This window comes from Pseudomonas sp. DY-1, assembly GCF_003626975.1.
In the GTDB taxonomy this organism is placed as follows: Bacteria; Pseudomonadota; Gammaproteobacteria; order Pseudomonadales; family Pseudomonadaceae; genus Metapseudomonas.
On record NZ_CP032616.1, the window covers coordinates 3,160,821 to 3,175,364 of the forward strand.

Here is a 14,544-nt window from a genome sequence, read left to right on the forward strand (position 1 = left end):
AGGTTTTACCTTTTATTTACAGCGACACGGGCCCTGCACAAGGCAGGGCCCACGACTCGTCCGTCAGAACGAGTAGGTAGCGGTCAGGATCGCTGCTCGGGCATCGCCATATTCGATGGCAGAGGAACGCGCGTCGGTGCCGTTCTGCTGGCGCACGCGCTCTACATAGTCCTTGTCGAACAGGTTGTTCACGTTCAGCTGCAGGTCCAGCTCCTTGTTGACCTTGTAGCCGACCATAGCGTTGTGCAGCCAGTAGGCATCAAGCTTGGCGGTCGTGCTTGAGCTGACGTTACGCTCGCTGATGTAGCGGGCGCCGTACCCCAGGGTCCAGCCTTCCGGCAACTCGTAGGTCGTCCACAGGTTGAACGAGCGCGGCGGGGTGTTGCCCAGAGCCTGGCCTTCGCGAGCGATACCGGCAGCGGTGTCGGCGGCCTCGAGGGTCTCACTGGACTGGAAGGTGTAGTTGGCGAACACATCCCACTGCTCGGTGATGTGACCGGTCAGCCCCAGTTCCACACCCTCTACGCGCTGTTTGCCCGCCAGTTGGGTGGAGCCATCGAGCATGGTTTCACGCGCATTGGTCTTCTCGACGCGGAACAGTGCGCCATCGACCTCCAGGCGGCCACCCAGCAGTTCCCACTTGGTGCCCAGTTCCCAGGTTTCGTTCTTTTCCGGATCGAGGTTCTCGGTTGCAGCGGTCAGGCCGCCACCGTTGGAGGCGATGCCTTCGGCCGTGGGGTTGAAGGAGTTGCCCCAGGCCACGTAGAAGCGGCCATTCTCAACCGGTTTGTAGACCAGGCCTGCACGGCTGCTGAGCTTTTCGTCCTTGGAGGTAAAGCTGCCGTTCTGCACGTTGGTCGCCGAGAAGGTGTCGCTGTGCCCTTTGAACCAGTCGTAGCGCAGGCCGACGTTGAAGTCCCACTGTTCGCTCAGGGCGATGGTGTCGAAGACGTACAGCGCCTTGTCGTCCAACTGGTTCTCGGTGAAACCGGTGGTGGTCTTGTTGACCGGGCCAACCCAATGACCGGGCGGATTGCTCAGATCGTAGCCATTGGCCGGGAAGACGGGGTTGCCGAGACCATGGTTGTAGCTCTTGAGATCGAAGTCCTCGCGGGAGATCTCCGCTCCGGTTACCAGCTCGTGGCCAAGGCCGAAGGTGTCGAAGCTCGCGCGCAGGTTGGTCTGGTTGATCCACATTTCAGTCGTGGTGTCGCGGCCGGAAGCCTGAGGGCCCGCTGGACGATACCGGCCCGCCGGCACACCGGTGAGGTTCACGTGGGAGGCGGAGACGATGGTGTTGCGGTCGATACGGCTGTAGCGGGTCAGGTTCTGCAGACGCAGGCTGTCGCTGAAATCGTGCTCGAAGTTCGCGGTGAATGCACTCTGCTCGATTTCATCCTTGTCCAGGTTATCCCAGCCGAAGTAATCCTCGCGGCTGACGCCAGCGAGCTTCTTGCCATTCAGGGCCGGTACGCCGTAGTCGGGCAGGTTGTCATCGGTCTGATGGAAGGCACTCAGGGTCAGGCGGGTAGCGTCGTTGAGGCCCAGACGCAGGGACGGGGCAACACCCCAACGCTCGCGGTCAATCTCGTCGCGGCCGGGCACGTCGTTTTCATGGGCCATCAGGTTCACGCGGAAGGCGCTGTTGCTGCCCACGCCTTCCAGAGGTTGGTTGGCGTCCAGGGTGAGGCGATGGTAGTTGTCGGTGCCGAGGCCCCCACCCAGGGTGGTAAAGGCGCGGTCCATCGGCTGCTTGCTGATGATGTTGATGCTGCCGCCGGTAGTACCAGCGCCGCCGAACACCGAGTTCGGGCCTTTGATGACCTCGACCTGCTCGATGTTGAAAGTATCGGTACGGCTGGTCTGTGCGCTGTCACGCAGGCCATCGATCTGGATGTTGTTGTTCGCGGAGAAGCCGCGAATGTTGATGCTGTCGCCGGAACCACCGCCGCCCTCACCGGCGTTGAAGGTGATGCCGGATACGTTGGACAGCACCTGGCGCAGGCTAAGAGCCTGCTGCTCCTGGATCACTTCCTTGGGCACGACCGTGATGGTCTGCGGAGTATCCAGCAGAGGGGCGGTGTACTTCGCAGAGGAGGATTGCTCGACCTTGTAGGTTTTCTTGGCCGCCTTACCGTCGACGTTAACGGTGCCAAGTTCGAGGGCCTTGCTTTGCTCCGCAGCCAGAGCCAGGCCGGCGGTAGAGGCAGTGGCGATACCGATCGCGGAAGCAAGAAGAGCACGTTGCGGCAGGTTATTCTTTTTGATCATAAGAATCACTCCCCAGTGAATTTGAGGCGCGATTCTATTTGCGAACGTTTATCAGTAAAGTTTTTTGTGCTGACTTTACATACTCTTTACATTTCTCAAGACCTGGAACGGGATCACGAAGCAAGCTTATCTACCGCAAAAAACCTCAATCATGGCGCTATAGAAAGCAATAAATGCTAAAAAACTCGATCCATCAGAATCGATAATCTGCGCCAAAGCAATTTCGACTGATCAGTCACTTTTCAGCCTTGATACATGAACCGACCAACGCCTTGATCGGTATCAGCCAAGATCACGGTCTGTTTCAGGGCTGTCGCGTACCGCAGGGACGATTCAGCGCCAAACGAGTGAGGCCTTGATATCAGTCAGCGTGGAGCAGCCGGTAAGTGCCATGGCTACCTCCAGCTCGGTGCGCAGCAGATGAAGCACATGGGCGACACCGGCGGCACCCGCCGTAGCCAGCCCGTGAACGTAGGGTCGCCCGATCATCACTGCAGTGGCCCCCAGGGCAAGCGCCTTGAACACATCCGTACCGCGGCGTACGCCACCATCCAGCAGCAACGGCACCCTTCCCTGCACCGCCTGCGCGATGGCCGGTAGCACGTCGAGGGTCGCGGGCAGGCCATCCAGGGTGCGACCGCCGTGGTTGGATACCACCACGCCGGCCACGCCATGCTCCACTGCTCGCACGGCATCCAGAGGGTTCATCACGCCCTTGACCAGCACCGGGAGCCGAGTAATCGATTGCAGCCACTCAAGGTCCTTCCAGGTCGGCGCGCTGGCCAGCAGCGGGCTGCCGAACAATGGGCTGGACCCCGGCTGGGCGACGCTTGGTGGCAGACTGCGCATCCCCCTCAGGTTGACCGCCTCGACACCATCGGGAAGCGCGAACGCGGCTCGCTGCTCGCGGTTGCGCATGCCGTTCACCGGTGCGTCCACTGTCACCACCAGGGCTCTATAACCAACAGTTTCAGCTCGCCACACCAGCTCACGGGTGAACTCGCGGTCCGGCTGGATATAGAGCTGGAACCAGAGCGGTGTTTGCGCCGCCCGGGCGATGTCTTCCAGGCTGACACTGGCCTGGGTACTGACCACCAGCGCCGCGCCCATGGCCGAGGCGCCGAGCGCACTGGCCAGTTCACCATCGGCGTGAGCCAGCTTCTGGTAGGCCACCGGGGCGAGCAGGATCGGATAGTCGAGGTCGAGACCACAGAGCTGGAGTCTTGTATGCCCGCCGCGAAGATCGCCCAGCACGCGATTGAGCAAACGCACACGCTGAAAGGCGGCCTGGTTGTCGGCCAGGGTAAGCTCATCCGCCGCACCACCACTGAGGTAGGCCCAGGCCGAAGGCGTCATGCGCTCGCGGGCGAACGCCTCGTAGTCGGAGACAGCAGCAATATCGGCGGGAATCTGGGCAGTCATGGCGGTAGGCACTCCAGGCTCGGAACGAGCCGACTGATACTCGTTTGCAATTGAAAGTGGCGCCTATCTTACTGCCATGGGTTACCCCGAGGAACGGAGCCATACGGCCAGGGCGCAGAAACGACAAGGCCCGCCATGAAGGCGGGCCTTGTATGAAGCGCTCGATGGCTTACAGGTAGAAGGCCTTCAGCGGCGGGAAGCCGTTGAATTCCACCGCGCTGTAACTGGTGGTGTAGGCACCGGTGGACAGCCAGTAGAGGCGGTCTTCGGCGGCCAGGTTCAGCGGCAGGCCGTACTTGTAGTTCTCGTACATGATGTCCGCGCTGTCGCAGGTTGGGCCGGCGATCACCACTTCTTCCATCTCGCCTTTCTTCTCGACCCAGATCGGGAACTTGATGGCTTCGTCCATGGTTTCGATCAGGCCGGAGAACTTGCCCACGTCGGTGTAGATCCAGCGCTCGACCGCGGTACGCGACTTGCGCGCCACCAGCACGACTTCGCTGACCAGGATGCCGGCGTTGGCGATCAGGGAACGGCCCGGCTCCAGGATGATTTCCGGCAGTTCGTCGCCGAAGTCTTCCTTGAGGAAGCGGATGATTTCCTCGGCGTAGGTTTCCAGGCTGTTGGTGCGCTGGATGTAGTTGGCCGGGAAGCCACCACCCATGTTGATCATCTGCAGGGTGATGCCGTCTTCTTCCTTCAGGCGCTCGAAGATCACCTTGACCTTGGCGATGGCGGCGTCCCAGACGTCGATGTCGCGCTGCTGCGAGCCAACGTGGAAGGACACGCCGTAAGGCACCAGGCCCAGTTGCTTGGCGAGGATCAGCAGGTCGAGGGCCATGTCCGGGTTGCAACCGAATTTGCGCGACAGCGGCCAGTCGGCCGAGGTGGAGCCCTCGGTGAGGATACGGACATAGACCTTGGCGCCCGGAGCGGCCTTGGCGATGTTGCGCAGGTCAGCTTCGGAGTCGGTGGCAAACAGGCGCACACCCTTCTCATAGAAGTAACGGATGTCGCGGGCTTTCTTGATGGTGTTGCCGTAGCTGATGCGTTCCGGGCCAACGCCGGTCTTCATCACCTTGTCCAGCTCATAGATGGAGGCGATGTCGAAGTTGGAACCCTTGTCGCGCAGCAGTTCGGTAATCTCGGTGGCCGGGTTGGCCTTCACCGCGTAGTAGACCTTGGCGAAGGGGAAGCAACTGACCAACTGATCGTAGGAATCAGAAATGGTCTGCTTGTCGATCACCACGAACGGGGTTTCTTGCTTGTCGGCGAATGCCTTCATGCGCTGGAAAGTTTCGGGCGAGAAATAGTCTTCGACCTTGATCGACATGCGAGGGACTCCATATGGCAAAACAAACGAAAGTTGTTAGGGGTGGCCAGTGTTGCGTTGGACAACAGGCCTGAACGTCTGATCAGTTTCCCCACTTTGGTTCGCCTACTTCCCAAGGCATGTCGCCGAGGATCTTCAGTCGTTTCCGACATCAAACCTCTCGTCGTCAGTACTTGAGCCGGATGGATCGTTGCCAGCATGGACGTTCGGGCGCGAACTTTAGGACCACAGGAAGCGCAGATCAATCAAAAATTGCCGCTTTCTTGCATCCCTTTGTCGCATCACCAGTTGACTGTTTCGAATCCTCAACAAAACGTCATGGAATGCTGCACAGACCCCGCATTTTCCTCTCGCCCGATGGGCGCCGCGAAGACCGTGAATACCGGTATAATCGCCGCCTTTTTTGACAGACCGACTACTCGTCGACGGATTCCATCTCAATGACCATCCAGGCCGCAGAAGTCGCGAAACGCCGCACGTTCGCGATCATCTCCCACCCCGACGCCGGTAAGACCACCATTACCGAAAAGCTGCTGCTGATGGGCAAGGCCATCGCCGTAGCCGGTACCGTGAAGTCGCGTAAATCCGACCGGCACGCCACCTCCGACTGGATGGAGATGGAAAAGCAGCGCGGCATCTCCATCACCACCTCGGTGATGCAGTTCCCTTACCGCGAGCACATGATCAACCTGCTCGACACCCCCGGCCACGAAGACTTCTCCGAAGACACCTACCGCACCCTGACCGCGGTGGACTCGGCACTGATGGTCCTCGACGGCGGTAAGGGCGTTGAGCCGCGCACCATCGCCCTGATGGAAGTCTGCCGCCTGCGCGACACGCCCATCGTCAGCTTCATCAACAAGCTGGACCGTGACATCCGCGACCCTATCGAGCTGCTAGACGAGATCGAAGCGGTGCTGAAGATCAAGGCCGCGCCGATCACCTGGCCGATCGGTTGCTACAAGGACTTCAAGGGCGTGTACCACCTGGCCCAGGACAAGGTCATCGTCTACACCCCGGGCCATGGCCACGAGCGCACCGAGATCAAGGTGATCGACAAGCTCGACTCCGACGAGGCCCGCGCCCATCTGGGCGACCTCTACGACAATTTCGTCGAGGAGCTGGAACTGGTGCAGGGCGCCTGCCACGAGTTCGACAAGGAAGCTTTCCTCCAGGGTCATATGACCCCAGTGTTCTTCGGTACCGCCCTGGGCAACTTCGGCGTCGATCAGGTGCTCGACTGCATCGTCGACTGGGCGCCGAAACCGCTGTCCCGCGCCACCCATGAGCGCAGCGTCGAACCCACCGAAGAGAAATTCTCCGGTTTCGTGTTCAAGATCCAGGCAAACATGGACCCGAAACACCGCGACCGTATCGCCTTCATGCGCATCTGCTCGGGCAAGTACGAGAAGGGCATGAAGATGCGCCACGTGCGCCTGGGCAAAGACGTGAAGATCGGCGACGCCCTGACCTTCTTCTCCAGCGAGCGCGAGCAACTGGAGGAGGCTTTTGCCGGCGACATCATCGGCCTGCACAACCACGGCACCATCCAGATCGGCGACACCTTCACCGAAGGCGAAGCGCTCGGTTTCACCGGCATCCCGCACTTCGCCCCGGAACTCTTCCGCCGCGTACGCCTGAAAGACCCGCTGAAGTCCAAGCAGCTTCGCCAGGGCCTGCAGGAGCTGGCTGAGGAAGGTGCCACCCAGGTGTTCTTCCCCGAGCGCAACAACGACATCATCCTCGGCGCCGTGGGCGTGCTGCAGTTCGATGTGGTCGCCAGTCGCCTGAAGGAGGAATACAAGGTCGAGTGTGCCTACGAGGCGATCAACGTCTGGTCGGCACGCTGGATCGAATGCAAGGACGAGAAGAAGCTCAAGGAGTTCCAGGACAAGGCCTTCGAAAACCTTGCCGTGGACGGCGGCGGCCACCTCACTTACCTGGCCCCGACCCGCGTGAACCTCAGCCTGATGGAAGAGCGCTGGCCGGACGTGAAATTCCGCGCCACCCGCGAGCACCACTGAAGACGTAAACCTGTAGGAGCCAGCTTGTTGGCGAATCGGAACATCCCTTTCGCCAGCAAGCTGGCTCCTACATCGGGCTCCCTTGCCCCTCTTGAAGCCCTGAGCAAACCTCCGTGTTTTCTTCGTAGGGAGCGCAATGGATGCGCTATCAAGGAAGGAACCTGCGCAAAGGCCGCTTCTCCGAGCCCGGCCGAATCTACCTGCTGACAACCGTCACTCATGAGCGAACGCCCGTGTTCGCACATTGGAGTTCCGGCTACCTGGTCGCCCGGGCGATTTATGCCATGCGGAATGGACACTCGCTGGAAACCCTCGCCTGGGTATTGATGCCTGACCATCTACATTGGCTCGTCCAGCTGCAGTCCGGAACCCTGGAACAGCACGTCAGCCGACTGAAGTCCCGCTCGGCGATTGCCTTGAATTCAATGAAGAAAAGTAGCGGGCGTGTGTGGCAGAAGGGTTTTCATGACCATGCCCTTCGCAGAGAGGAAGACGTGCGGACCGTGGCCCGCTATGTCGTTGCCAATCCCTTGCGTGCTGGTCTGGTGGAGAAGTTGGCGGACTATCCGTTCTGGGACGCAATCTGGTTGTAGGAGCGAGCTTGCTCGCGAACCTCACCCACGCCATTCGCCAGCAAGCTGGCTCCTACAACCGAGCCCCGCATGCCCCTGTAGGAGCGAGCTTGCTTGCGTACCTCACCTACGCCATTCGCCAGCAAGCTGGCTCCTACAACCGAGCCCCGCATGCCCCTGTAGGAGCGAGCTTGCTCGCGAACCTCCCCACGCCATTCGCCAGCAAGCTGGCGCCTACATCCGAGCAAGCGCGCCCCTGTAGGAGCGAGCTTGCTCGCGAACCTCACCCACGCCATTCGCCAGCAAGCTGGCTCCTACATCCGAGCAAGCGCGCCCCTGTAGGAGCGAGCTTGCTCGCGAACCTCACCTACGCCATTCGCCAGCGAGCTGGCGCCTACATCCGAGCAAGCGCGCCCCTGTAGGAGCGAGCTTGCTCGCGAACCTCACCTACGCCATTCGCCAGCGAGCTGGCTCCTACATCCGAGCAAGCGCGCCCCTGTAGGAGCGAGCTTGCTCGCGAACCTCACCTACGCCATTCGCCAGCGAGCTGGCTCCTACATCCGAGCAAGCGCGCCCCTGTAGGAGCGAGCTTGCTCGCGAACCGGAGTCCCTCTTTCGCCAGCGAGCTGGCTCCTACGACAGGGCTGTTACGGGTCGAGGGGGCCTGAGGTCCAGGTGCTCGACGGCAGTAAACCGGTGAACTTGGCCACTATCGCGCCCTCAGGGACCAGCCGGTCGCGATAGCGGGTGACCATCAGGCCCGCCTGGGGCGCCAGCAGCCGGTGTTCGCTGGACGGGTCGCCAGGAATGGCGATGACACGCGCGAAGCACTCACCGGCCTGCACCGCATCACCAAGCTCCCGCTCGAAAACCAGCACCCCGGCGGTCGGCGCGAACACGGTTTCCATATGCCCGATAGGCACTGCCGTACCCTGCCATACCGGTAATTGCGCCGGCTCGGCGACAACGCCGCGGCCACAGAGGAAGGTATAGAGGCCGTCGGCATCCTGCTGAGCCAGGGCGTCACTGACATCCCCCTGCCCGCGCAACTCGACGGTGGACACTAGCCGCCCCTCGACACGCCCCTCCGCAAGCCAGGGCGCAATCACCACCTCCTCGAAGGCGCCATCTCCGTCTCCCTCCCAGATGATCGCCACCTCGGCCCCAAGGGCTGCCGCAAGATCCTGCCCTGCTGGCCAGAAGCACTGGTGCAGGTAGACGTATTGCAACGCTTCGTCGTCCGTGTGCAGGTCCAGGACGATGTCGGCATCGGCCGCGAGCCCGGCCAATGCCTTCTGCCAGACCGCCAGGTTGCCAACTGGCCGGGCCTGCGTCGCTGATGCGATGAAGCCGCGATTGAAATTACGACTGCTGGACTCGTGCACCCGACCCAGGATGCGCCCATGACGAAACTGGCCGATGCCTAGGGGATTGGCTTGGGGCACGACGGTCACGCAGCCGTACAACAGACCGTTTTCAGCAGCCTGGACCAGGCGCGGCAAGAGTTTGTGCAGCACCAGCATGCCGGCGATCTCGTCGGCATGGACCCCAGCCTGCAAGTGGACCCTGGGGCCCGGCTTGCCGCTGTCCAGGCGCCATGCCGGCACCCGCAGGCGTGCGCCGGAATCCCCTGGAATATTCAGGGAGACATCTTCGATCATGTCCTACCTCCTCTGGGCCGCCGGACGAGTCCGGACGGTTGGTTTGTCGCCGGGCCAGGCGGTACTATCCCGGCCCATCGAGCGAAGGAAATCGCCCCTTGGATACGCCCCGCGAAAGACAGCCACGCACCAACCCCGACGAGCGCCGCGAGCATCTGGTGCGCGCCGCCCTGCGCTGCCTGGTTGCCGAGGGCCACGCCGGTATTTCGGTGCGCCGCATCGCCAAGGAGGCCAACGTCGCCGTTGGCCTGATCAATCACTATTTCGGCAGCATCGATGCGCTGGTCGCGCAGGCCTACGAGACCCTCGCCAGCGAGGTCAACCAGGCCCTGGTGGCTCGCATCGACGCAGCCGGCCCGAAACCTGCCGCGCGTCTCGAAGCCTTCCTGACCGGCTACTTCTCGCCGGTCACCCTGGACCCCGACCTGCTCAGCCCCTGGGTTGTGTTCTGGAGCCTGATCCGCCATTCCCCGCAAGTGAACGAAGCCCACGAACGCACCTACGGCGGCTCGCTGGTACTGCTGGAAAAACTGCTCTCCGAGTTGGCCCGCGAAGAAGGCTTTTCCATCGCCAAGCCGCGCCTGGCGGCCATCGGCCTCTCTGCCATGCTCGATGGCCTATGGCTGGAGTGGTGCCTCAATCCCGCCAACTTCAGCGCCGAAGAAGGCCTTGAGATCAGCCGCCGCTGGGTCGACAGCCTGCGACGCGGGGCCTATGCCTGAGCGGCATGGAGAATCTGCAGGAGCGAATTCATTCGCGAAGCAAGCCACAGGCCTGCCCTATCGCAAACGCGGTCGCCCGTTCGGGACGATTCGCGAATGAGTTCGCTCCCACATTTCCTTAATTCGCCCGACGAAACATGCTTCGTCGCTCCGCCAGGCCAAACCCGGTCTCGATCATGAACGTCAGGCAGACGTAGATACCCGCGACAAGCAACAGCGGCTGGTAGATCTGGAAGGTCTGGGCACGCACCACGTTGGCGGCCCCCAGCAGATCAACCACGGCAACGGTGGAGGCCAGGGCGGTGGACTTGAGCAGCATCACCGTTTCGCCGGCCAGGGTCGGTAGCAACAGGCGAATTGCCCTGGGCAGCCAGACCCGGAACAGCACCAAGCGCTGGCGCATGCCGAAAGCCGCCGCGGCCTCCAGTTCGCCCCTGGGCACGGACTTCATGCCGCCACGAATGACTTCGCCGACATAGGCTCCCACCGAGAGCACAAGAGCGAAGACGATGTACCAGAAGCCATCACGCAGGTAGGGCCAGAGGAAGCTGCCACGAATCAACGGGAACTGGGCAAACAGGCTGCCCAGTCCGTAGTAGAAGATGTAGATCTGCACCAGTAGCGGCGTCCCGCGAATCACGCTGGTGTAGGCAAGGCTCGTCCCCGCCAGCAACGGATTGCGCGACATCCGCGCCAACGCCACCAACAGCGCCAGGACAAAGCCCAGCCCCGCGGAGATGACGAGGATGAGCAAGGTGGTGCCAAGGCCGCTGAGCAGCAGTTTGCCGTAGTCGAATATCCAGGTAGCGGTCATCACACGCCCTCGCTCACACCGACGGGGTCCAGCGGCGGAAGCGCCGTTCGAGCCAGCCGGAAAACAGGTTGGAGAGCACCGTCAGCAGGTAATAGAAGGCTGCGGCGGTGAGGTAGAAGGTCAGGTAGTGGCGAGTCGAGCCGGCCGCCTGCTTGGCCGTGAAAAGCAGTTCGTTGGTGCCGACGACGCTGATAAGGGCACTGTCCTTGATCAGGTTGACCCAGAGGTTGGCCATGCCGGCCAGCGCATTGGGCGCCATGATCGGCAAGGTCACCCGGCGGAACAGGCCGAACCCGCTCAAGCCGAAGGCCCGTGCAGCCTCGATCTGCCCATGGGGAATAGCCTGGATGGCCCCCCGGAAGATCTCCGAGGCATAAGCACCCTGCACCAGTCCGAGCACAGCGATGGCCACCACGGTGCCGTTGAGTTTGAGGTCGCCGTAGCCGAGCCAGGCGAACAGCTGGTTGAGCCCCATCGACCCCACGTAGTAGAGGAGCAGAATCAGCAGCAGCTCGGGTATTGCGCGGCAAAGGGTGGTGTAGCCACGCATCAGCTGCGCCACTGGGCGCGGGCCGTTGAGCTTGCCCATGGCAACCGCCAGGCCGATCAGCATGCCCACCAGGAAGGCGCCGACGGAAATCTGCAGGGTTACCAACAACCCTTTGAGCAGCGCCGGTCCCCAACCCTGGGCACCGAAGCCGACCAGTTCAAAGTAAGACTGCATTGCAGGCCCTCATCGAGGCGGAAATGCGCCACCCCGGCAGGGCCGGGATGGCTCCGGAGGTCACTGCTTCGGCGCGACGCTGACGTCGAAGTACTTGGCGGAGATGGTCTTGTAGTCCTCACTGGCCAGCAGCTTGCCGATGGCTTCGTCGAGCTTCGCCTTGAGGGCGACGTCGTCCTTGCGCAGGCCGGCCCCCACGCCGCGACCGAACAACGGATCGTAGGGCACCTCGCCCTTGTTCTCGATTCCGGCAGCCTGGGCATCGGGAGATTTGACGAAGGCGCTGACGGCGATCCCGTCGGCCATCATCAGGTCGATACGTCCTGCCACCAGATCGGCGTTCACCGAATCCTGGGTGTCGTAGTAGCGCACGTCGGCGATGCCTTCGTAGTGCTGCTTCAGGTAGTTGGAGCTGACAGTGGAGAGCTGCACGCCGACCACCTTTCCTTTCAGACCTTCGGGACTGACGGTGACGTCCAGCGCAGCAGGCGCGGCCACTGCAACCGGGGTGTCGTAGTAGGCGCGGCTGAAGGCGATCTGCTTCTCGCGCTCCTCAGTGACGGACATGGAGTTGAAGATCACATCCACCTTCTTCGCCATCAGGGCTGGAATCAGGCCATCCCAGGCCACCTCGTCGATCTCGCACTGGGCCTGCATCTGCGCGCAGAGGGCGCGGATCAGGTCCGGTTCGAAGCCTGCCCACTGGCCGTCGGGCTGCTTGCTGGAAAACGGTGGATACGGTTCCGCCGCCATCGCGAACCTCAGGGTTTCGGCCTGCGCGCCCGCCGCGCCAGCCATGAGCATTACCGCACCCGCCATCCAACGTGCCAGTTGAGACTTCTTCATGGTTTCTGCCCTGCTTGATGTTGTTGTGGTTAGAGCTTGTCGAGCTGGCCGCGCCCGGCGGCCGGAATCAGCGATTCTGGTGGGCTGTGACGAACTGTCGGCAGCGCTCGCTGCGCGGTCTCAGGAAAACCTCCTGCGGAGACCCTTCCTCTTCGATACGCCCCTGGTGGAGGAAGGCGACGTGGCTGGAAACGTCACGAGCGAAGGCCATTTCGTGGGTCACCAGGATCATGGTGCGACCCTCTTCCGCCAGAGAACGGATCACCCGCAGCACTTCACCCACCAGTTCCGGGTCCAGCGCCGAAGTGGGCTCGTCGAACAGCATGACCTTGGGTTCAACCGCCAGCGCACGGGCAATCGCCACACGCTGCTGCTGGCCACCGGACAGGAAAGATGGATACTCGTGGCGCTTGGCGGCGAGCCCCACCCGCTCCAGCAGTGCCTCGGCCCGCTCGATGGCTTCGGCGCGGCTTTCCCGCAGCACCTGGATAGGCGCTTCGATCAGGTTCTCCAGCACAGTGCGGTGGGGCCAGAGGTTGAAGCTCTGGAACACCATGCCGAGGCGGGAGCGAATCCGGGTCAGTTGCTTCTGGTCTGCCACCATCGGTTCGCCGATTCGACTGGTAGTGAGACGAATACTCTCGCCATCTACCGTAACAGTCCCCTGGTTGGGAATTTCCAGCATGTTGATGCAGCGCAGCAAGGTGCTCTTGCCCGAGCCGCTGGCGCCAATCAGGGACACCACGCCGCCCTCCCGGGCGGTCAGCGAAACGCCCTTGAGCACCTCGAACTGGCCAAAGCGCTTGTGGATCGAATCCACCTCCACCATTTTTGGCCGCTCCACTTTCGCAGACTGGATATCGACAGAAGCGGCCGAGCGCACCTCGATGATCGAACCAGTCCCCAGGGTGGAGGCAAAGCGGCGGATGCGTGCGCACGCATCGGCTAGCTGGGCTTCACCCAGGCTATAGGACAGTCGCACGAAGCCGGCGGCGGATGGACCGAAGGCCGCAGCGTCCAGAACCGAGACGCCGGTTTCGCGGAACAGTCTCCAGGCAAAGTCCAGGGAACTGAGGCCACTGCCGCGAACATCGAGCAGGACGAACATGCCCGCTTCGGGCTTCAGCACCTTGAGCGGCGCGCATTGCTGCAACGCATCGACCACCAGGTCGCGACGACGCCGATAGAGCTCGCGCATTTCCCCAGTCACCTGGTCGTAGGCGCGCACGGCGGTCAACGCCGCCTCCTGCACGAAGCCAGGAAGCCCATACAGCACGTTCAGCGCCAGGTTCTCGATGTGCGCCACCAACTCGGGGGCAGCGACCACCCAGCCGGTACGCCAGCCGGTCATGGCGTGGGATTTGGACAGGCTGCCGATGCTCACGGTGCGCTCGTGCATGCCCGGCAAAGTGGCGAAGTATTGGTGCGGCTGTTCGAAGGCCAGGCTCTCGTAGACCTCATCCACAACGACCCACAGGTCATGCTGCTGCGCCAGTTCGGCGATAGCCTGCATTTCCTCGGTATTGAGCACCACGCCGGTCGGATTGTTGGGGTTGGCGAAGAAGATCGCGCGGGTACGTTCACTCATGGCTGAGCGCAAGGCGTCGAGGTCAGGCCGGAAACCACCCTCCGCCGGACACGGGACCCGCACCAGGGTAGCCCCGGTAGCCTTCAACGTAGCTTCGTAGGTGACGTAGACCGGATCGAAGACGATGACTTCATCACCGGCTTCCAGCAGGCACATGGCCGCGGCATAGAGTCCGTTCTGTGCGCCGGCCACGAGGATCGCGCTGTCTGCCGACACCGGTCGGCCGGTCAGGCGACCGTGCAGATCGGCGATGGCCTGGCGCAGCTCGGGGCGGCCGGCGACGTCACAGTAATGGGTGTCACCGGCCTGCAAGGCCTGGATGGCAGCTGTAGTGATGGGTTCTGGCGTGGCGAAATCCGGGTCGCCAATGCTGAGAACGATGACGTCCTCGCCTGCACGTTGAGCGGCGATGGCCGCGTAGTGAATATCCCAGGCGGCGGTGCCTGGCCCTGCCATTCTCTCCACAAGCGAAGCGAAACGCATGTTCGGGCCCCATTGCTAAGGGTGGAATCCGGGTCACGGGACTGCATCGGCGAACCGGCGAGTGGGCCCAACCATAGCCCAGCA

General features: G+C 62.2%; 11 protein-coding genes. 3 read left to right on the forward strand and 8 right to left on the reverse strand.

The features are described from left to right. Positions 1 to 63: 63 nt before the first annotated feature. The 3 genes from D6Z43_RS14915 to D6Z43_RS14925 all read right to left on the reverse strand — a co-directional run bounded on the left by D6Z43_RS14915 (position 64) and on the right by D6Z43_RS14925 (position 5,026). Entirely contained in the window at positions 64 to 2,271 is a 2,208-nt protein-coding gene (locus D6Z43_RS14915) for a TonB-dependent siderophore receptor (RefSeq protein WP_120652938.1), read from the reverse strand. A gap of 333 nt (positions 2,272 to 2,604) precedes the next feature. Further along, complete coding sequence (locus D6Z43_RS14920) at positions 2,605 to 3,693, reverse strand: alpha-hydroxy acid oxidase (protein WP_120652939.1); 1,089 nt, start codon at positions 3,691 to 3,693, stop codon at positions 2,605 to 2,607. Positions 3,694 to 3,862: 169 nt separating this feature from the next. Next, positions 3,863 to 5,026, reverse strand: a complete 1,164-nt coding sequence (locus tag D6Z43_RS14925; protein ID WP_120652940.1) for a type III PLP-dependent enzyme — start codon at positions 5,024 to 5,026, stop codon at positions 3,863 to 3,865. 440 nt (positions 5,027 to 5,466) lie between these two features. On the opposite strand from D6Z43_RS14925, the gene D6Z43_RS14930 reads away from it, so the two are divergent. Continuing rightward, a complete protein-coding gene (locus D6Z43_RS14930; protein ID WP_120652941.1) occupies positions 5,467 to 7,050 on the forward strand; it encodes a peptide chain release factor 3 in 1,584 nt (527 codons plus the stop codon). Positions 7,051 to 7,190: 140 nt separating this feature from the next. After that, positions 7,191 to 7,643 carry a transposase gene (locus D6Z43_RS14935; protein WP_120652942.1) on the forward strand — a complete coding sequence of 151 codons (453 nt, stop codon included), beginning with the start codon at positions 7,191 to 7,193 and terminating at the stop codon, positions 7,641 to 7,643. A 626-nt stretch (positions 7,644 to 8,269) separates the two neighbouring features. On the opposite strand, the gene D6Z43_RS14940 is transcribed toward D6Z43_RS14935, so the two are convergent. Continuing rightward, positions 8,270 to 9,283, reverse strand: a complete 1,014-nt coding sequence (locus tag D6Z43_RS14940) for a succinylglutamate desuccinylase/aspartoacylase family protein (protein ID WP_120652943.1) — start codon at positions 9,281 to 9,283, stop codon at positions 8,270 to 8,272. A gap of 98 nt (positions 9,284 to 9,381) precedes the next feature. On the opposite strand from D6Z43_RS14940, the gene D6Z43_RS14945 reads away from it, so the two are divergent. After that, positions 9,382 to 10,005, forward strand: coding sequence for a TetR family transcriptional regulator C-terminal domain-containing protein (locus tag D6Z43_RS14945; RefSeq protein ID WP_120652944.1), 624 nt, complete (start codon positions 9,382 to 9,384; stop codon positions 10,003 to 10,005). Positions 10,006 to 10,123: 118 nt separating this feature from the next. Here D6Z43_RS14945 and D6Z43_RS14950 read toward each other — a convergent pair whose 3' ends face one another. From D6Z43_RS14950 to D6Z43_RS28565, 4 genes are all read right to left on the reverse strand, one after another. After that, complete coding sequence (locus D6Z43_RS14950) at positions 10,124 to 10,819, reverse strand: ABC transporter permease (protein WP_120652945.1); 696 nt, start codon at positions 10,817 to 10,819, stop codon at positions 10,124 to 10,126. A 13-nt stretch (positions 10,820 to 10,832) separates the two neighbouring features. After that, positions 10,833 to 11,543, reverse strand: a complete 711-nt coding sequence (locus D6Z43_RS14955; RefSeq protein ID WP_120652946.1) for an ABC transporter permease — start codon at positions 11,541 to 11,543, stop codon at positions 10,833 to 10,835. 60 nt (positions 11,544 to 11,603) lie between these two features. After that, a complete protein-coding gene (locus D6Z43_RS14960) occupies positions 11,604 to 12,389 on the reverse strand; it encodes a transporter substrate-binding domain-containing protein (protein ID WP_120652947.1) in 786 nt (261 codons plus the stop codon). A 67-nt stretch (positions 12,390 to 12,456) separates the two neighbouring features. Next, the gene (locus tag D6Z43_RS28565; RefSeq protein ID WP_120652948.1) at positions 12,457 to 14,460 is read right to left on the reverse strand and encodes an aminotransferase class I/II-fold pyridoxal phosphate-dependent enzyme; all 2,004 of its coding nucleotides are present in this window, start codon (positions 14,458 to 14,460) and stop codon (positions 12,457 to 12,459) included. Positions 14,461 to 14,544: the final 84 nt, after the last annotated feature.

Bases quoted from the DNA above. Each gene is read 5' to 3' on its own strand.
- D6Z43_RS14915 (WP_120652938.1), bottom strand. From the start codon at position 2,271: ATGATCAAAAAGAATAACCTGCCGCAACGTGCTCTTCTTGCTTCCGCG.
- D6Z43_RS14920 (WP_120652939.1), bottom strand. From the start codon at position 3,693: ATGACTGCCCAGATTCCCGCCGATATTGCTGCTGTCTCCGACTACGAG.
- D6Z43_RS14925 (WP_120652940.1), bottom strand. From the start codon at position 5,026: ATGTCGATCAAGGTCGAAGACTATTTCTCGCCCGAAACTTTCCAGCGC.
- D6Z43_RS14930 (WP_120652941.1), top strand. From the start codon at position 5,467: ATGACCATCCAGGCCGCAGAAGTCGCGAAACGCCGCACGTTCGCGATC.
- D6Z43_RS14935 (WP_120652942.1), top strand. From the start codon at position 7,191: ATGCGCTATCAAGGAAGGAACCTGCGCAAAGGCCGCTTCTCCGAGCCC.
- D6Z43_RS14940 (WP_120652943.1), bottom strand. From the start codon at position 9,283: ATGATCGAAGATGTCTCCCTGAATATTCCAGGGGATTCCGGCGCACGC.
- D6Z43_RS14950 (WP_120652945.1), bottom strand. From the start codon at position 10,819: ATGACCGCTACCTGGATATTCGACTACGGCAAACTGCTGCTCAGCGGC.
- D6Z43_RS14955 (WP_120652946.1), bottom strand. From the start codon at position 11,543: ATGCAGTCTTACTTTGAACTGGTCGGCTTCGGTGCCCAGGGTTGGGGA.
- D6Z43_RS14960 (WP_120652947.1), bottom strand. From the start codon at position 12,389: ATGAAGAAGTCTCAACTGGCACGTTGGATGGCGGGTGCGGTAATGCTC.
- D6Z43_RS28565 (WP_120652948.1), bottom strand. From the start codon at position 14,460: ATGCGTTTCGCTTCGCTTGTGGAGAGAATGGCAGGGCCAGGCACCGCC.